21 protein-coding genes are annotated in these 15,848 nt (G+C 43.3%); 12 read left to right on the top strand and 9 right to left on the bottom strand.

What is annotated here, in order from left to right; translation table 11 throughout:
* Window positions 1-36: 36 nt before the first annotated feature.
* The 4 genes from GKS34_RS17025 (at window position 37) to GKS34_RS17010 (ending at window position 1,922) form a co-directional block, all read left to right on the top strand.
* Window positions 37-240 (top strand): fructose-6-phosphate aldolase, encoded by a 204-nt coding sequence (locus GKS34_RS17025; RefSeq protein WP_163386185.1) that lies wholly within the window; start codon window positions 37-39, stop codon window positions 238-240.
* 1 nt (window position 241) lies between these two features.
* The gene (locus GKS34_RS17020) at window positions 242-955 is read left to right on the top strand and encodes a cell division ATP-binding protein FtsE (protein ID WP_163386184.1); all 714 of its coding nucleotides are present in this window, start codon (window positions 242-244) and stop codon (window positions 953-955) included.
* Window positions 956-1,141: 186 nt separating this feature from the next.
* Window positions 1,142-1,327: a CPXCG motif-containing cysteine-rich protein gene (locus tag GKS34_RS17015; RefSeq protein ID WP_162340046.1), complete on the top strand. Its 186-nt coding sequence runs from the start codon at window positions 1,142-1,144 to the stop codon at window positions 1,325-1,327.
* A gap of 70 nt (window positions 1,328-1,397) precedes the next feature.
* On the top strand, window positions 1,398-1,922 hold the full coding sequence (locus GKS34_RS17010; protein WP_163386183.1) for a hypothetical protein: 525 nt from the start codon (window positions 1,398-1,400) through the stop codon (window positions 1,920-1,922).
* 18 nt (window positions 1,923-1,940) lie between these two features.
* On the opposite strand, the gene GKS34_RS17005 is transcribed toward GKS34_RS17010, so the two are convergent.
* A complete protein-coding gene (locus GKS34_RS17005) occupies window positions 1,941-2,813 on the bottom strand; it encodes an SDR family oxidoreductase (protein WP_163386182.1) in 873 nt (290 codons plus the stop codon).
* A 131-nt stretch (window positions 2,814-2,944) separates the two neighbouring features.
* Here GKS34_RS17005 and GKS34_RS17000 point away from each other — a divergent pair, with 131 nt between their 5' ends.
* Window positions 2,945-3,754, top strand: coding sequence for a hypothetical protein (locus GKS34_RS17000; protein WP_163386181.1), 810 nt, complete (start codon window positions 2,945-2,947; stop codon window positions 3,752-3,754).
* A 113-nt stretch (window positions 3,755-3,867) separates the two neighbouring features.
* On the opposite strand, the gene GKS34_RS16995 is transcribed toward GKS34_RS17000, so the two are convergent.
* Complete coding sequence (locus GKS34_RS16995) at window positions 3,868-4,833, bottom strand: succinylglutamate desuccinylase/aspartoacylase family protein (protein ID WP_163386180.1); 966 nt, start codon at window positions 4,831-4,833, stop codon at window positions 3,868-3,870.
* A 118-nt stretch (window positions 4,834-4,951) separates the two neighbouring features.
* Here GKS34_RS16995 and murB point away from each other — a divergent pair, with 118 nt between their 5' ends.
* Window positions 4,952-5,989, top strand: a complete 1,038-nt coding sequence (murB, locus tag GKS34_RS16990; RefSeq protein ID WP_163386179.1) for a UDP-N-acetylmuramate dehydrogenase — start codon at window positions 4,952-4,954, stop codon at window positions 5,987-5,989.
* Between the two features lie 138 nt (window positions 5,990-6,127).
* On the opposite strand, the gene GKS34_RS16985 is transcribed toward murB, so the two are convergent.
* Window positions 6,128-6,610 carry a deoxycytidylate deaminase gene (locus GKS34_RS16985; protein WP_163386178.1) on the bottom strand — a complete coding sequence of 161 codons (483 nt, stop codon included), beginning with the start codon at window positions 6,608-6,610 and terminating at the stop codon, window positions 6,128-6,130.
* 234 nt (window positions 6,611-6,844) lie between these two features.
* Between GKS34_RS16985 and GKS34_RS16980 the strand changes: the two genes are divergently transcribed.
* The 4 genes from GKS34_RS16980 to GKS34_RS16965 all read left to right on the top strand — a co-directional run bounded on the left by GKS34_RS16980 (window position 6,845) and on the right by GKS34_RS16965 (window position 8,320).
* Window positions 6,845-7,222, top strand: coding sequence for a response regulator (locus tag GKS34_RS16980; protein WP_163386177.1), 378 nt, complete (start codon window positions 6,845-6,847; stop codon window positions 7,220-7,222).
* A gap of 71 nt (window positions 7,223-7,293) precedes the next feature.
* Window positions 7,294-7,782, top strand: a complete 489-nt coding sequence (locus GKS34_RS16975; RefSeq protein ID WP_163386176.1) for a hypothetical protein — start codon at window positions 7,294-7,296, stop codon at window positions 7,780-7,782.
* A gap of 53 nt (window positions 7,783-7,835) precedes the next feature.
* On the top strand, window positions 7,836-8,036 hold the full coding sequence (locus tag GKS34_RS16970; RefSeq protein WP_163386175.1) for a hypothetical protein: 201 nt from the start codon (window positions 7,836-7,838) through the stop codon (window positions 8,034-8,036).
* A gap of 137 nt (window positions 8,037-8,173) precedes the next feature.
* Entirely contained in the window at window positions 8,174-8,320 is a 147-nt protein-coding gene (locus GKS34_RS16965) for a hypothetical protein (protein ID WP_163386174.1), read from the top strand.
* Window positions 8,321-8,365: 45 nt separating this feature from the next.
* Here the strand turns inward: GKS34_RS16965 and GKS34_RS16960 are convergent, their stop codons facing one another.
* Entirely contained in the window at window positions 8,366-9,865 is a 1,500-nt protein-coding gene (locus GKS34_RS16960) for a peptide MFS transporter (protein WP_435380167.1), read from the bottom strand.
* A gap of 208 nt (window positions 9,866-10,073) precedes the next feature.
* Here GKS34_RS16960 and GKS34_RS16955 point away from each other — a divergent pair, with 208 nt between their 5' ends.
* Entirely contained in the window at window positions 10,074-10,508 is a 435-nt protein-coding gene (locus GKS34_RS16955; protein WP_163386172.1) for a peptidylprolyl isomerase, read from the top strand.
* A gap of 16 nt (window positions 10,509-10,524) precedes the next feature.
* On the opposite strand, the gene GKS34_RS16950 is transcribed toward GKS34_RS16955, so the two are convergent.
* The 4 genes from GKS34_RS16950 to GKS34_RS16935 form a co-directional block, all read right to left on the bottom strand.
* Entirely contained in the window at window positions 10,525-11,808 is a 1,284-nt protein-coding gene (locus tag GKS34_RS16950) for a NupC/NupG family nucleoside CNT transporter (protein ID WP_163386171.1), read from the bottom strand.
* A 125-nt stretch (window positions 11,809-11,933) separates the two neighbouring features.
* Window positions 11,934-12,548 carry a bifunctional nuclease family protein gene (locus tag GKS34_RS16945; RefSeq protein WP_163386170.1) on the bottom strand — a complete coding sequence of 205 codons (615 nt, stop codon included), beginning with the start codon at window positions 12,546-12,548 and terminating at the stop codon, window positions 11,934-11,936.
* Between the two features lie 6 nt (window positions 12,549-12,554).
* Window positions 12,555-13,520 (bottom strand): electron transfer flavoprotein subunit alpha/FixB family protein, encoded by a 966-nt coding sequence (locus tag GKS34_RS16940; RefSeq protein ID WP_163386169.1) that lies wholly within the window; start codon window positions 13,518-13,520, stop codon window positions 12,555-12,557.
* 13 nt (window positions 13,521-13,533) lie between these two features.
* Window positions 13,534-14,265 (bottom strand): electron transfer flavoprotein subunit beta/FixA family protein, encoded by a 732-nt coding sequence (locus GKS34_RS16935; RefSeq protein WP_163386168.1) that lies wholly within the window; start codon window positions 14,263-14,265, stop codon window positions 13,534-13,536.
* Window positions 14,266-14,401: 136 nt separating this feature from the next.
* Between GKS34_RS16935 and GKS34_RS16930 the strand changes: the two genes are divergently transcribed.
* Window positions 14,402-14,728 carry a tetratricopeptide repeat protein gene (locus GKS34_RS16930; RefSeq protein ID WP_163386167.1) on the top strand — a complete coding sequence of 109 codons (327 nt, stop codon included), beginning with the start codon at window positions 14,402-14,404 and terminating at the stop codon, window positions 14,726-14,728.
* 64 nt (window positions 14,729-14,792) lie between these two features.
* Here the strand turns inward: GKS34_RS16930 and GKS34_RS16925 are convergent, their stop codons facing one another.
* Complete coding sequence (locus GKS34_RS16925) at window positions 14,793-15,809, bottom strand: quinone oxidoreductase family protein (RefSeq protein WP_163386166.1); 1,017 nt, start codon at window positions 15,807-15,809, stop codon at window positions 14,793-14,795.
* Between the last annotated feature and the right edge of the window lie 39 nt (window positions 15,810-15,848).

Below are 15,848 nucleotides of genomic sequence, written 5' to 3'. Positions count from 1 at the left end.
ATATTTGCCTTTTTTCATAAATTAATTGTTTCGGACATGTACATTATAAAAGTAAAAGGGAAAGCAAAAATCCCGGACTACATACAGATCCGGGATGAAAATTTTGTGTTGGTGGCCTATTTCAGAGCCGATAGACCGTTGAAAAAAATTGAAAAATTCGGCCTTGAGGGAAAAGAAGCCGAATTGGAGCAATTGATAAAGGAGCTTCCTTTTGGCAAACTCAAAAAACTCAGCCTCTAATATGGTCTTTTCGAATGAGCCGGTGGTCAAAGTACAGGGTGCCTGTATTTTTCAGGGAATCAATACCATTTTGAAGGATGTTAACTTCTCCATAGAAAAAGACGAATTTGTATTTCTGATTGGCAGAACGGGCAGCGGAAAGAGTTCCCTGCTTAAAACCCTGTATGCCGACCTCCCCTTAATTATGGGGGAGGCGAGAGTGGCTGGTTTTTCCATCGAAAAAATCAAAAAGAAAGAAGTCCCCTTTTTACGCCGTAAATTGGGCATTGTATTTCAGGACTTTCAATTGTTTCCAGATCGCACTGTGTCTGAAAACCTGTATTTTGTCCTTCGTGCTACAGGCTGGAAAGACAAACTCAAAATGAAAAACAGAATGATTGAAGTGCTGATGGGAGTGGGATTAGGAGGAGCTGCTACGAAAATGCCCCATCAGCTTTCGGGTGGAGAACAACAGCGGGTGGTTATTGCCCGGGCATTGTTAAATGAACCATCCATTCTTTTGGCAGACGAACCCACCGGAAACCTGGATCCGGAAGTGTCGGATGGAATTTTTAATCTGTTTCAGGAAATCAATAAGAAAGGGACTGCCATCCTTATGGCCACACACAATTACGACCTGTTAAAAAAACATCCCTACCGAATCCTGAAATGTGAAAAAGGACAGGTTTTAGATAGCAAATTAACCACGATTTCCTTAGGCGGGAGCGGCCTTTAAATAAAAGGTTTTACCCCTTCTTAATTTTCCCTTTCTCCCTGCCAGGTATGGGTGTATTTGATCAAGAACTACCAATAAATACGCTATAAACATCCGATAACGGAAAGCGAACAGAAAAAGCGTGGGGATAACGAAACTTTGTTTCCGGATTTTGAGTAAATAAAGTAAACTAAACGGTGAATAATCATGGAAATCGAACACTTTTTTCAGTGTCCCTTTTGCTTTTCGGAAATATCCATGTTGCTTGACCCCAGCGTTTCGGATCAGGAGTACATTGAAGATTGTGAAGTTTGTTGCAATCCCATTCAGATCAGTTATGGGATGGAAAATGGCGAACTTCACTGGTTTAATGCATCTGGTGTGGAACAATAAAATTTTCTGATTTTTTGCCTTGAATTTCGTTTTCTTAGACCTATTTTAGAAGTAAAATAACGGTTTAGCTATGATAAAAAAATTACTGTTTGGTCTCATTTTTTATACGGGAATGCAAGCTCAAACTGCCAATGGGCAGGTAGTGGAAGAAATAAAAACAGCGGGTCAGATTTACGTGTACGCTCAGTTACATGGGGATCATGAAATCCTGTTGGATTTTACCTATCCATCCTTAATTGAAAAAGCAGGAGGTCGGGAAGCAATGAAGGAATTATTAAGGCAGATTCAGGAAACCAAGAAAAAACAGGGGCAGCGACTGGCCTCCTTGCAATTTGGGGAAGAAATACGGACTGTTCAGGTAAAGGATGAAGTTCATGCGATCGTGCCTGTAAAGCAAGTCACCAAAGTACCAGGGGGAACCCTGACCACGGAAAGCAATCTGATCGCAATAGGCACCGAAAACCGTGAAAACTGGTACTTTCTTGAGACCACTTCCCTGGAGGAAAATAACATTCAGAAAGTTCTGCCAAATTGGGATTTCCGGCTGGCATTGCCTTATAAAAAGCCGCCGGTTTTTAAAGAAGACAAACGATAAAATGGATTCCGGCAATCTTTAATCGGTCTTTTTCCTTTTGCTTGTCAGGGCATTCCATTCTTCTTCCTTTACTTCCCGAAAGCCATTGAACTGCCCAGCCCCCTGGAGCCACTCTCCCCCATCAATGGTGATTACCTCGCCATTGACAAACGCGGAAAAGGGAGATATCAGGTAAGCCGCTAAGTTAGCTAATTCCTGGTGATCGCCTACCCGTCCCAATGGCACCCTTTTGGCTGGATTAAACTTTTCGGCCATATGGCCTGGCAACAAACGTTCCCAAGCCCCCTCCGTGGGGAAAGGTCCAGGGGCTATGGCATTGCTTCGGATACCGAGGGGGCCCCATTCCACTGCAAGGGAGCGTGTCATCGCCAACACGCCGGCTTTAGCAGCGGCACTGGGAACCACGAAAGCAGAACCGGTAGATGCGTAAGTAGTTACAATGTTTAAAAACACCCCCGACTTTTGATCCTTTATCCAGTCCTGCCCTGCTATCAGCGTCATATTTGAGGTGCCTTTGAGTACAATGTCCAAAATCGTATGAAAGGCATTGGGAGAGAGTCGCTGGGTGGGGCTGATAAAATTCGCAGCAGCGTTGTTTACTACTGCATCAACTTTTCCAAAGTGTGACTTAGCCTTACCATACATTTCCGACACCGCATTATGATCCCGTATATCGCAAGCCAGCGGTAAAACCAGTCCCCCGGTCTCCTTCTCCAATGCATCAGCGGTAGCTTCCAACACAGCTAATTTTCGGCTGCTTATGACCAATTTTGCCCCAAGTGATAAAAAATAACGGGACATGGAAGCACCCAGTCCGGTGCCGCCCCCGGTTACTAAAATCACCTGATTGTCCAGGGCTCCATGTACCAACATTCCTTCCTTATAGTTCATTTTTCGAATTCTTAAAACCTTACATCCCTTAAAATACATATTTTTACACGCTTTAAATCTGGGGAGTGGATATTAATTTAACTTTGAGTAATTTCGTCGTTGAAACACTTCACGCGTTAAAATCAGTTTGAATGAAAAATAAGGTGTCTTTTTTACTCCTATGGGTCTTAATATCCTGCTTACCCGAAGTAAGTAAAGACCTCCAAATCAATCAATCATTTGAAGGAGAGGAGGCTTACTGGGCTTCCAAAAGCCTGGACGAACACCTTTACCTGGTTTTTCAGGATTGGGAGTCATTCCTCGATACTTCCATTACGGATTCTCTCCCGGGATGTCCAACGATCACCCTCGATTCAGCCACCTTTTCCGTGAATCTAAACTACGGGCAACCGCTGTGTGAAGACGAATTTTCCATCAGAAAAGGAGAAATCACCATCCAATACGGGCAACCTGTCCTCGGAATAGGGGATTCCCTTCGATTGAATTATAATGATTACGAAATGGAAGGTTCCGGGGTAACGGGCCAACGGCTTTTTCAGCTAACCGCTAAACAGCCCGAAAGTGTAACGATGAAAGAACTAACTGACTCCCTGCGATTGATTCATTCAGAGGGGTCCTCTACACGACTAAACCCTGCCTATACGCATCAAGGTAAGGTCCAATCGGGGAGAGTGAGCCAAATCACCAGTCAGGGAACCATGGAGGGGCGAAACTGGAGTGGAAACGATTTCACAGTGATTGTAAATCCTGAAAAAAAGATTTCCGAAGTATGCCTCTCCAAAACACTACTCCGGCCAGCTTCAGGGACAGAAACATGGACCATAAACAGGACCGGGGAAAGTCCTGTGTCTCATGAACTGGTTTACTCCGTTACCGAAGGCTGTGAATCAAAGACCACTATTCGGCTGGCAGAAGGGGTGGTTATGGAAAAGAAACCTTGATAGGTCGTACAAAGGTTTTGGGTGAATCCCTTTATCTCTCGCCAAATGGCCGTCGATTTTACCGAGATACAATACACTATTTTATAGCTTTTCCTCCTAATGGCTCCGTATTTTCAATAATCTAACGCTTCGGCTACTGTTTGTGATTTACCTACATGCACTAAAGCATCTCCCGCATTGACTACCGGTTGATTATTGATGCCTATAACATGTCCGGAAAAGGAACTCTTGACGGGAACTTTTACCTGCCCATAGGGGTCGGATATTTTAGCCAATACCTGACCCTTTTTTACTTCATCCCCTGCGGAAACGGAAGCATTGAAAATTCCGGATATTCTAGCCCTCACCCAGCTGCTTTCCTGAATTTTCAAGGTTCTCACCAAGGGGAATTCACCATCAATCATTTCGAGGTGTTTCAATATTCTTCCAGTACCGATGATTCCTTCCTGAATCACCTGCTCATCAAGCCGCATGGATTCCCCGCCTTCAAATACCAGCAGGTGCTTATTATTCTTAAAAGCTTCTTTTCTAAAAGACCGGTCAATATGGGGTGAATTAACAGTGAAATTGGCACCAAAAACTTCAGCCAAATTCAATCCTATGGTATCTTTAAAATCTACCCGTACCTGAGGGTAATTGGAAAGCATCCTGCCTCCTGTATGAAAATCAATACCGTAATCTATCTGTGGTATGATTTCATTAGTCAGAATATTGGCAATCTGAGAAGCAAGGGAGCCTTTGCTACTTCCAGGAAAGCTTCTATTCAGATCCCTGCCATCCGGGAATGTTCGGGAATTGCTCAAAAAACCATACACATTTACCAATGGAATAAAGATCAGCGTACCCTTCTTCGGTTCAAAAATGTTTTCTTCCAGCATTCTTTTTACAGTCACGATCCCATTGATTTCATCTCCATGTACGCCTCCGCTGATCAGTACGACCGGACCAGGGTTACTTGAACTTCTGATAAAAACCGGAAGATCAATCAAGGTATGGGTGGGCAGCCTGGCAATGGCAATTTCTATGTTTAATGATTGGCCGGGTCTTATCCGAATGCCATTGATCACCATTTCTTTCATAAATACTCCTTTTGCTTTTTTTTTCCAAAACAGCTCACGGTAAAAGAACTCGGAGAAAACGAGCTGTCTTTTTTTCTATTTGATCAAATAATCCTTATTTCGTGTCATAATTAAAAAGATGAAGATACAAGAAAATATTTCTTTACGTCGGTACAATACTTTTGGAATCGACAAAAAAGCCCGATTATTTTTTGAAGCCAATCGTTCCGATGAGGTCATTCAGGCTATTTCACATGCCCGATCCCTGGGCAAAAAATTGTTTGTTCTCGGTGGTGGTAGTAACATTCTCCTGGTGCAAGACATCGATGCCTTGGTTATCAAAATCAACATTCAAGGCATCGAAAAAATAGAAGAAGATGCGGATTTCGTTTTGCTAAAAGCTGGTGCAGGTGTAGTTTGGCACGATTTGGTCACCTATTCTTTGGCCTCAGGATTGAGTGGGCTGGAGAACCTGTCCTTAATACCGGGAACCGTCGGAGCAGCCCCCATGCAAAACATCGGTGCCTATGGGGTAGAAATCGAATCGGTATTTGACCATTTGGATGCCATCGAAATTGCCAGTCGCCAGACCAAAAGATTCTATAAAGAGGATTGCGCATTTGGCTATCGGGAAAGTATCTTTAAAAACAAATGGAAGGGAAAATATATCATTACCCATGTGGCCCTTAAGCTATGGAAGAAGCCACGGCCCACCATCGACTACGGTGATATCCAACGTACCTTGCAGGAGCTTGGGAACCTCATTCCTAGCCCCGAAAATATCAGCAAAGCAGTGATAGGGATCCGGCAAAGGAAATTGCCAGATCCTAAAAAAATTGGTAATGCCGGTAGTTTTTTCAAAAATCCGACGGTCCCGATTGCAGACTTTGAGCGTCTACGGGAAAAATTTCCCAAAATTCCAGGGTATGCCTCGGGGAAATTTGTAAAAATACCCGCGGCCTGGCTGATTGAACAGGCCGGATGGAAAGGAAAGCGTTTTGGCAACATTGGAGTACATGAACACCAACCTCTGGTCTTGGTAAATCATGGCAATGGGGAGGGCTCCGATATAATTGCCCTGAGCAAAAAAATCCAATCCGATATTTATGATAAGTTTGGTGTAATTTTGGAAAGGGAAGTTAATCTAATCTCCACCGAGCAATGGATCGAACCTTAATAGCGTTTTATCGAAAAAAGGCACTTGCAATTTTTATTTTTCGATTATTTCTTCTTCCGTCTAAGCCAGGTGAGCATTCCAGGAAATCGTACTTTCACCACGACGCCATTTGCTAAGTCAGCTCGGCTTCAATCGGATTTAAATCAGAGAATCGGTAATTCGGATAGATTTGGGATACTTTTCTGCCAACACACCAAATTTCTCAAGAAAAGAGATGCCTTCGTCTATTCCCAATCCCTTGTAGGCCGCATACGAATACAAATAAATGACTTTGCGAATACCCATAGAATAAATAATCCTTGCACAAGGCAAACAGGGCGCTAAAGTTACATATAGGGTAGATCCTTCCACAGTTGCCTTATTTTTTACCGCATATAGGATCGCATTTTGCTCTGCATGTAGTGCCAATGAGCAACTGCCTTTGCTATCGCGGCTACAGCCTTCGTCGGGAAACTCTTCATCACAATTATGGGTGCCCGATGGCGGCCCATTGTAGCCAATCGAAATGATCCGTGTATCCTTGGTCAAAACCGCGCCAACGTGCTTTTTGATACAATGAGAGCGCTGAGCAAGGCTTACGGCCAGCTCCATAAAAATATCATCAAAATCAGGTTTACTCATGGGATTTTGGGATTTCGGTGTGCTTTCAAATAAGACTTGCGGATACCTACAAAAGTAAAGCAGGGAGTCGGATACCCGCAACAAAGATCTGGCATAAAATTAGCTATTTATATCTTTTAATTCAGAAATTTCATTGGATTAAGAAAAAAAGAGCAAATAAAAGTTTAAAGTGAATTAATTTATTTACTTTTGTACCTTCTATTTTGCTTTTCAAAACCACGTTTATGTATTTCAATGATTAAGATAGTTCTTATAGATGACGATCCAATTAGTATATTTGTAACAGAAAAACTGATACAAAGGAACATCATGCAGCCTTGCAAGGTTTTTTCATTTGATAATGCTATGGACGCATTAAAAGATATCTATCACATAAGCCCCGATTATTTATTCCTTGATCTCAATATGCCTGAAATGACAGGATGGGATTTTTTAGAAATATTTAACCCCGTCAAATCCGATCCGGAAATATACATTCTAAGCAGTTCCGTGGACGAGCGGGATATTATTAAAGCCAATCAATACGAGCAGGTTAAAAAATACCTTTCCAAGCCGTTGATAAAGCAATATATCAATCTTATTTTTGGTAAATACAAAGAGAACCTCTCTTAAATCAGAGCATATAATCTCACTTTTTGGAAACTACTTTTGTGAAAATCGGTTATTAAATAAACCAAAGACACATGGCAAAAGCAAATCCAAATTTAATTCTGGCCTTGAGGAAAACCATCACGAAATTGAAAATGGGAGCGCCTTATCAATGGGGTCACATGGGAGCCTGCAACTGTGGCAATTTGGCACAAGAGATTACCAGAATTACAAAAGGAGATATCCACCGCTTTGCAATGCAGCGGAGTGGTGATTGGAGCGAACAATTAAACGATTATTGTCCTGACAGTGGCCTACCAATGGATTTGATGATCTCAGAATTGCTTGATATCGGGCTAGAAAGAGATGATTTAATGCATTTGGAAAGGTTATCCGATCCCGAAATTCTGAAACATATTCCGTTCGAGGAGCGGGAAAACCTGGCAAAAAACAGAAAAGAAGATCTATTATGCTATCTTAAAACCTGGGTTTCTCTTTTGGAGAATCAATGGGCTGCTTATCAACTAGCTACACTTGCTCCCGTCCGAGAAAAATTAATTCCCGTTGAGGTATTGAGTTACTAATAAAATTTTCATTACTTAGCGCAAAAAACAGCACTCTTTAACATTTAAAGCTTATGAATGAAGATTTTGATGATGATTTCGATGAAGACGATTTCAGTGAGGAATTCAACGATTCAATTGATGAAGAAGATGAAGACACTGGTTTAGAAGACGACATCTTTATGGACTTCGAAGACGATGACTTCGATGATATTGGAGACGATTTAGCAGATGATTTTGAATTCGACGAGGATGACGAGGATGATATTGATTGAATATTCGAATTAAGTGTATTTCGTATCAATATGAATAGCCACCAATAGTTGATTTATTCCTTTTTATTTATTCGCTTTGTTATCCTCATTTTGGATGCTAAATTGCAGCTTTAAACACTGTCATAACCAAAAGTAGTATGTTATTAGAGATATTCAGTTCACCAATTGCTCCCGGAGCACAGGTTTTTTGGTTGATTGTTGCCATTTTGGTAGGTCTGGGAGCAGGCATTTCGGCCATTGATTTCAGAAGTACTGTATTCAAAAAACAAGATAAAGAAGATTAATAAAAGGCCGGTTGTCACAAACCGGCCTTTTTTACTTCTGGTGGATCAGTGCACCTTACCCATCAGACTTCGAATAGGTTTAGAAATCAACATCAACACGAAACCGGCGCCCATAACGGTATAGACAATCAGCATGTATTGATCCGGCATTTCGGCCAGAGCCTCAGAGGTGCCTCCACTTGCGCTTCCGGCAATTCTTCCTGCAATCAGATTACCCATTGCTATGGATAGAAACCACATTCCCATCATTTGGCCGGCAAACTTTTTAGGAGCCAACTTGGTCGTTAAACTCAATCCAACCGGACTTAGACTGAGTTCGCCGAAAGTATGGAAAAGGTACGTTATAACCAACCAAGAGGGGGCAGCTAAATTTCCAGATGCAGCGATTTTAGCAGCAAAATACATAACCAAAAACCCGATACCTAGAAAGATAAGTCCGATTGAAAATTTTAGAGGAGAACTTGGTTCCAGTTTTTTCCTTGCCAGGGCCACCCACATGGCTCCAAAGAACGGAGCAAAAATAATGATAAATATACTGTTTACTGATTGGAAATAACCGGCTGGAATCTCCCAACCCCAAACCATCCTATCTGTAAATCTTTCCGCGAAAAGGTTTAGCGAGGAGCCCGCCTGCTCAAACCCTGACCAGAAAATGGCTGAAAAGACGAAAAGGATCATGATCACAACAACCTTCTTTTTCTGGCCGGAATCCAAGCCGCCAAAAATCAAAACGTAACCAAAAAACAGCAGCGCAACTATCGCGATCAGGGTATTAGACACCCCCGCTAAAGCTACCGGATCTAAGGGGATTACCTGAAAAAAGAACAACGCCAGTACTATAACTACCAGCCCCAAAATTACCCAAACGCGTTTCAATAATCGCTGATAGGCTTGTTTCTCCTGCTTACTGCTATTCACTACAGGCTCTCCCACTCCCTGCAGGTATTTTTTTGTCCATTTATACTGAATCAACCCCATCAACATCCCAAAACCGGCAAGCCCAAAGCCCAGGTGCCAATCATAAATGGCCAATGTACTGCAAGCAATAGGGGCCATAAAAGCACCCAAATTAATTCCCATGTAAAATATAGAAAACCCAGCATCCCGTTTGGAGCTATTTTCGGGATAGAGTTGGCCTACGATGGAGCTGATGTTCGGTTTCAACAGTCCGGTACCAAAAACAATCAAAATCAATCCCAGAAAGAACGAAGGCAGGTCCCAACCTGCTAGCTGACCTTCGGGAGCCGATGTTCCGGAAAGCAAGCTAAAGACCCCTGGCAGGGCCATGGTGAAATGACCAATAGTAATGATGATTCCACCGTACCAGACGGATTTTTTCAGCCCAATCAGCCTGTCTGCCACCCATCCACCAGGAAGAGCTAGCAAGTATACTGCCATGGAGTACAGGCCATAGACAGCACCAGACGTTTGATCATCAAAACCCAACCCACCCGAAGCAATCGGCGCAGTCATAAATAAGATGAGCAAAGCACGCATCCCATAATAACTGAACCGTTCCCACATTTCGGTAAAAAACAAGGTCATCAATCCCTTGGGATGCCCAAATAATTGGGGTCCTTCGTATTCCAGAATATCCTCCGGAGCGTTGTGTTTTCCTATAAACTGGTCCTCTTTTTTCAAGTCTGATTGATTTAAGGTGGTTTTTTCTTAAAAAGGCATGTACAGTAAATACAAGTATAGCATGATCCTAGCATAAAATCAGTATTATTGCAAAAAAACAAACGATAACTTGATGAAGACCGGAGAAATTCAAACCGAAAAAGGCACCATGAAAATCACCTTTTACGAGGAAGATGCCCCCAAAAATGTAGCAAACTTTATTCAACTGGCCGAAAAAGGCTTTTACGATGGATTGACTTTTCACCGGGTAATCCCGGATTTTATGGTCCAGGGAGGGTGTCCCAAAGGAAATGGGACCGGGGGCCCTGGTTACCATGTTGATTGTGAACTAGATGGAGAACTACAATATCATGACCGGGGTGTATTGTCCATGGCACATGCCGGCCGAAATACCGGAGGATCTCAATTTTTCATTTGTCATAACCGAAGCAATACCCAGCACCTGGATCGAAATCATACCTGTTTTGGTAAAGTTACCGATGGGCTGGAAATCCTCGATCAGATTCGTGCAGGCGATAAAATCAAAAAAATCATTATCCATGAATAACTAGGGTTAGACCGAGTCAAAAAAGAGCTCCTGCTACCGTAGCCGTCATTAGGCAGGCGATGGTAGCGGCAAGGAGCGCACGCATACCCAGCCTGGACAGATTCCCCTGCTGTTCAGGCGCTATGCTTCCTATCCCACCAACCTGAATGGCGATTGAGCTGAAATTAGAAAATCCGCATAAAGCATAGGTAGCAATGACGATAGACTTTGCAGATAAATTTCCTGCCGCTTTCATTTCAGCCAATCCCAAATAAGCTACAAACTCGTTAATCACCGTTTTTTGGTCCAATAAAGAACCGACAGCCAAGGTATCTTTCCATTCCACTCCGATAACCCAGGCAAACAACCGAAAGACCTGCCCTAACAAATATTCCAACGAAAATCCAGTAAAGGTGCCGTTTGTAGAGGAAACCACCAGGGAGTTTAGGCCGGTGTAATCTCCGATAATTCCCGAAAGAAAATAATTCAATGCCGCTATCACGGCTATAAAAGCCAAAAGCATGGCACCGACGTTTAATGCCAGTTTTAACCCTTCCGTAGCACCTCTTGACATCGCATCAATTAGATTTACGTCGGTGATTTGTCCACTGATATGCAATTGATCGTTGATCACTTCCTTATTTTCTTCCGGTATCATGATCTTAGAAATGACAATAGCAGCCGGAGCGTTCATAATGCTTGCTCCCAGTAAATAGGTGGCAAAACGGGTCTTCTCTACCGGGTCATCTCCTCCCAAAAAAGCTACATAACCTGCCAAAACCCCGCCAGCGATGGTGGCCATACCTCCAGTCATCAAACACATCAATTCGGATCTGGACATGGTAGGAATAAATGGCCGTACCAGCAATGGAGCTTCCGTTTGACCCAGAAAAATATTTCCAGCTGCCGAAAGGCTTTCTGCACCTGATAATCGCATGGTTCGTGCCATCACCCAGGCGATCCCAAAGACTACTTTTTGCAAGACCCCCAAGTAATACAGGCCTGCAGACACCGTGGAAAAGAAAATGATTGTTGGTAACACCTGAAATGCAAAAATGAAACCAAAAGAACTGGTAGCCAACTCACCAAATAAAAATTCGGCACCCTGTTCTGAAAAACTCAAAAAGGTAACAAATCCCTCGCTAATCTTGCTGAAAATACGCGCCACAAATGCAACCTTTGTAATCAGTATACCGAAGACTGCCTGCAAGGCAATTCCTATACCTACTAATCGCCAATCAATCTTTTTATAATTAGCTGAAAAAAGACTGGCCATGAGCACCAGTACCACTATTCCCAAGACACCTCTAGCGTAATCCATATCTGGACTTTAATTAGCAGAAAAAATGCTCCGGAATCACGGCGTCCATTCCAAAAGTCCAATACCCGTTGCTACGATCCGCAAAAACCAACGGGGATTGGCGCCAGCAAATAGCACTATTTCGATTAATTTCTTCTATTAATCTCATCCCTTAGTCGCGCTGCCCTTTCATAATCCTCATTGCTTATGGCTTTTTCCAATAATTGATTTAGTTTATCCAGACTAAAGTCCTTTAGAGAAGCTTCCTGGGATTTGCCCTTTTCCTTACGCGGATCTTTACTGGAAGCGCCTCCACCAGAGGCCTCCTGTTCCCTTTTTTCATCTTCCTCGGTAAATTCTATCGCCGCTTCGGACATCACCGTACTGGCACAATATATCGGGGCATCAAACCTGACTGCTATGGCTATGGCATCAGATGGCCGGGCATCAATTTCCACTTTTTTAAGGGAGCTTTTACACATGATTTTTGCATAAAAAACACCTTCTCTCATGTCTGAGATCAAAATATGATCTACAGAAAATTGAAAATTGGACGCAAATGATTTGAATAAATCATGGGTCATCGGCCGGTTGGGAATGATTTTTTCAATTTCTATGGCGATAGCCTGTGCTTCAAACATCCCAATAACTATTGGTAATTTTCGCCTTCCCTCCGATTCCCCCAAAACCAAAGTAAATGATCCCGATTGGGTGCTATTGGAAGATAAACCCAAGATTTCTAACTCAACAGTATTATCCACGGTCTATTATTTTAATGCTTTAATCGCTTCAGTTAATTTTGGGACGACATCAAATGCGTCCCCAACAATACCATAATCAGCCACTTTAAAGAAAGGTGCTTCCGGATCCTTATTAATAACCACCATGTACCTGGAAGCGTTCACCCCTGCCAAGTGCTGTATCGCGCCAGAAATTGCTACGGCAAGGTACAACGAGGGGGCTACTTTCACTCCGGTCTGCCCCACGTGCTCGTGATGGGGTCTCCATCCCAAATCCGAGACTGGCTTTGAACAACCTTTTGCAGCTCCCATGGCGTCCGCCAGGTCCTCTATCAGCCCCCAGTTTTCAGGGCCATTGAGCCCCCTTCCACCAGAAACTACAATATCAGCTTCCGGCAGCAATACTTCACCAGTTGCTTTTTCAGTACCGGTTATTTTAGCCGAGAAAGCCTCACTGGGAAGATCGATCGTAACCTTTTCAACAGGAGCCGGCGATCCGTCTGTTTTCACAGGCTGGACATTTTTCTTTATCGCCAGTATTTTATTTTCTGTATGGATGCTGGTATCCACAAAGGCTTTTCCAGTGAATATGCTTCTTCTGACAACAAACCCCTCGGTCAAATCCGGCAAACCCACCACGTTGGTAACCAGGCCAGCCTCCAATTTTACCGCTAAGCGGGCCGCCACGGCATCACCGAGAGAGGACTTTGCTAAAACCAGCGTTTTCGCCTTCACCTTGTCGAAAACCTGAGATACTACTTCTGCATGGGCCTGAATCACTCCTGCGTTCAAACGATCATCAGTTACCTGAACAACTCCGGTAGCTCCCGCTTTACCCAGAAGCTCTGATTCTCCTTCCACGGATTCTCCAAGACTTACAACCTGCACGTTATCACCGGTAATTCCCCCCAGAGCCGCTGCATAAGAAACTGCCTCCAAAGAGGAATTTTTGATTCGGCCCTGATCTTTCTCTATATATACTAATATTGACATTTTCTTTCGTTAATTAAAGTATTTTGGCTTCATTTTTTAACAAATCAACCAACTCTTCTACCGTGTCTACCAACTTCACTGCTCCTTTTGCAGGAGGTAACTCGTATTTGGTCGCTTCGGTCTTGCTTTCCGACCCTACCGGATCAATTGCCGTTAATGGTTTGCTTCTGGCTGTCATGATCCCTCGCATATTCGGGATTTTCCATTCCGCAATGGGTTCCTGACAACCCGCAACAAACGGAAGGTCTACAGTAATAAACTCCTTACCCCCTTCAATTTCCCGTGAAATAGTGGCTGTGTTTCCTTCTACATCCAATTTCATAACCGGAGATACAGAAGGGATACCCAACAGTTCTCCCACCATACCATGGACCATTCCTCCGTTGTAATCAATGGATTCCCTTCCCATAAGAATCAGATCGAAGGCTTCATCTTTTGCAAATCGGGCTATCTGATTGGCCACAAATGCCGCATCCTGTGGAAAGGCGTTTACACGAATGGCTTCATCGGCCCCAATGGCCAGTGCCTTCCTCAACGTAGGCTCCGTCTCAGATTCTCCCACGTTTAATACTGTGATCGTACCTCCGGTTTGCTCCTTCAGCTCAACTGCTCTCGCAAGGGCATAATCGTCGTAGGGACCAATAATAAATTGAACACCCGTTTTATCGAATTGGGTGTTATTATCGGTGAATTTAATCTTTGAAGTGGTATCCGGCACATGCGTGATACAAACCAATATTTTCATCTGTTTAATTTGTTTTAAGCAGTCAGATGGAATCTCGCATGCTTTATAATCATCCCACTGTGTGACATTTTCGTCATGCTCGATTTCATGTATTATTTTTAATTAAATTTGTTAACTAGGAACCAAACGCAAAACTATGAATCATCATGACCGAGTCCGGGAACTGCAGTTGTACATGGAAAAAGAACCCGAGAACCCATTTAATATTTACGCTTTGGCATTGGAATATCAAAACCAAGACAAAGAAAAGGCTTCTTTTTATTTTAACAAACTATTACGTGAACATAAAAGCTATCTTCCTTCCTATTATCACGCAGCCCGGTTGTTTTCGGACTTAGGAATGCTCGAAAAGGCGGAAAGCACCTATTTGGAAGGAATCGAACTTGCTAAAAACCAAAGCAATGCTCAGGCCCTTAAAGAACTACAAAATGCTTATTTAAACTTTCAATTTGAAAACGATTAACAGCAGATTTCTACCATAGGGAATGGGTAAAACCCTTTATTAACCTAAAGCACCCAGCCGGAAACTAATCCTCCGAAGGCGGGTTGATCTGAAGCACCAACTTACCCATTTGGTCGCTATTTTTCATTTTTTCAAATGCCAGCAGGGCACTGCTCAGAGGGAAAACGGCATCCACGGTAGGTATAAGCCTATGATGACTGACCCAAGCTAGCATCTCCTGAAAATCCTTGTCTGACCCCATGGTAGTCCCTTTTAGCGTCACTTGTTTCCAAAATAATTTTCTGGCATTCAGCTCCTGAATATTTCCCAACGTAGCTCCGTAAAACACGATTCGTCCGCCCGGTCGCACCACATCCATCAGATCGTTTACCGTAGGTCCCATCGCACTGTCAATGATCAAATCAAAACCATTTGTATTGGCCATTGCCTCATCTGTCCAGGACTCAGAATGGTACAAATAACCCGCCTCGGCTCCCATAGCCACCGCTTTTTCCAGCTTCCAGGTGGCACCACTGGTAACGAAAACCCTGGCACCTTTAGACAGGGCAAATTGAGCAGCCATTTGGGCTACTCCCCCTCCAAATCCGGTAACCAATACCTTATCGTCTTTTTTCACCTGCCCCTGAACCATCGTCGCTCTGAAGGCTGTCACACCACACAAGGGTAGCGCTGCAGCCTTGAGGTAATCCAGATGCTCAGGTTTCTGGTGAACCCTATCTGCCGGTACACAGCAATATTCCGCAAAAGTGCCGTGTTCAGGCATTCCCAAAATGCTAAAATCCGAGCCCTGAGCAGCGGGATCTTCTCCCCAGTTTTTTGCAGGATTGATTAGAACCTCTTTCCCGAGCCAGGATTTATCCACCTGTTTTCCCACTTCAACCACCTCTCCTGCTCCATCCGAACCTAAGATGATGCCGTCCTTTAAATTGGGGTACTTTTGCTCTCGGCACCATTGATCCCGGTGATTTAATGCCGCAGCACTGATCTTCACTTTCACCTCCCAGGCTTCAGGTATGGGCTCTCGAAGCTCTACTAAGGCTATTCCATCTTTATGACTACTATCCAGTACAATGCATTTCATGAGTTTGGTATCTACGGTTAAGGAATTTTTCGCAATGAT

Source organism: Cyclobacterium jeungdonense (assembly GCF_010994275.1).
GTDB lineage: Bacteria > Bacteroidota > Bacteroidia > Cytophagales > Cyclobacteriaceae > Cyclobacterium > Cyclobacterium jeungdonense.
This window is presented reverse-complemented; position numbering and strand designations above follow the sequence as displayed.

What these genes read in the sequence shown, in the direction of transcription:
- GKS34_RS17025 (WP_163386185.1), top strand. Translation starts at nt 37, where the DNA reads ATGTACATTATAAAAGTAAAAGGGAAAGCAAAAATCCCGGACTACATA.
- GKS34_RS17020 (WP_163386184.1), top strand. Translation starts at nt 242, where the DNA reads ATGGTCTTTTCGAATGAGCCGGTGGTCAAAGTACAGGGTGCCTGTATT.
- GKS34_RS17015 (WP_162340046.1), top strand. Translation starts at nt 1,142, where the DNA reads ATGGAAATCGAACACTTTTTTCAGTGTCCCTTTTGCTTTTCGGAAATA.
- GKS34_RS17010 (WP_163386183.1), top strand. Translation starts at nt 1,398, where the DNA reads ATGATAAAAAAATTACTGTTTGGTCTCATTTTTTATACGGGAATGCAA.
- GKS34_RS17005 (WP_163386182.1), bottom strand. Translation starts at nt 2,813, where the DNA reads ATGAACTATAAGGAAGGAATGTTGGTACATGGAGCCCTGGACAATCAG.
- GKS34_RS17000 (WP_163386181.1), top strand. Translation starts at nt 2,945, where the DNA reads ATGAAAAATAAGGTGTCTTTTTTACTCCTATGGGTCTTAATATCCTGC.
- GKS34_RS16995 (WP_163386180.1), bottom strand. Translation starts at nt 4,833, where the DNA reads ATGAAAGAAATGGTGATCAATGGCATTCGGATAAGACCCGGCCAATCA.
- murB (WP_163386179.1), top strand. Translation starts at nt 4,952, where the DNA reads ATGAAGATACAAGAAAATATTTCTTTACGTCGGTACAATACTTTTGGA.
- GKS34_RS16985 (WP_163386178.1), bottom strand. Translation starts at nt 6,610, where the DNA reads ATGAGTAAACCTGATTTTGATGATATTTTTATGGAGCTGGCCGTAAGC.
- GKS34_RS16980 (WP_163386177.1), top strand. Translation starts at nt 6,845, where the DNA reads ATGATTAAGATAGTTCTTATAGATGACGATCCAATTAGTATATTTGTA.
- GKS34_RS16975 (WP_163386176.1), top strand. Translation starts at nt 7,294, where the DNA reads ATGGCAAAAGCAAATCCAAATTTAATTCTGGCCTTGAGGAAAACCATC.
- GKS34_RS16970 (WP_163386175.1), top strand. Translation starts at nt 7,836, where the DNA reads ATGAATGAAGATTTTGATGATGATTTCGATGAAGACGATTTCAGTGAG.
- GKS34_RS16965 (WP_163386174.1), top strand. Translation starts at nt 8,174, where the DNA reads ATGTTATTAGAGATATTCAGTTCACCAATTGCTCCCGGAGCACAGGTT.
- GKS34_RS16960 (WP_435380167.1), bottom strand. Translation starts at nt 9,865, where the DNA reads ATGACCTTGTTTTTTACCGAAATGTGGGAACGGTTCAGTTATTATGGG.
- GKS34_RS16955 (WP_163386172.1), top strand. Translation starts at nt 10,074, where the DNA reads ATGAAGACCGGAGAAATTCAAACCGAAAAAGGCACCATGAAAATCACC.
- GKS34_RS16950 (WP_163386171.1), bottom strand. Translation starts at nt 11,808, where the DNA reads ATGGATTACGCTAGAGGTGTCTTGGGAATAGTGGTACTGGTGCTCATG.
- GKS34_RS16940 (WP_163386169.1), bottom strand. Translation starts at nt 13,520, where the DNA reads ATGTCAATATTAGTATATATAGAGAAAGATCAGGGCCGAATCAAAAAT.
- GKS34_RS16935 (WP_163386168.1), bottom strand. Translation starts at nt 14,265, where the DNA reads ATGAAAATATTGGTTTGTATCACGCATGTGCCGGATACCACTTCAAAG.
- GKS34_RS16930 (WP_163386167.1), top strand. Translation starts at nt 14,402, where the DNA reads ATGAATCATCATGACCGAGTCCGGGAACTGCAGTTGTACATGGAAAAA.
- GKS34_RS16925 (WP_163386166.1), bottom strand. Translation starts at nt 15,809, where the DNA reads ATGAAATGCATTGTACTGGATAGTAGTCATAAAGATGGAATAGCCTTA.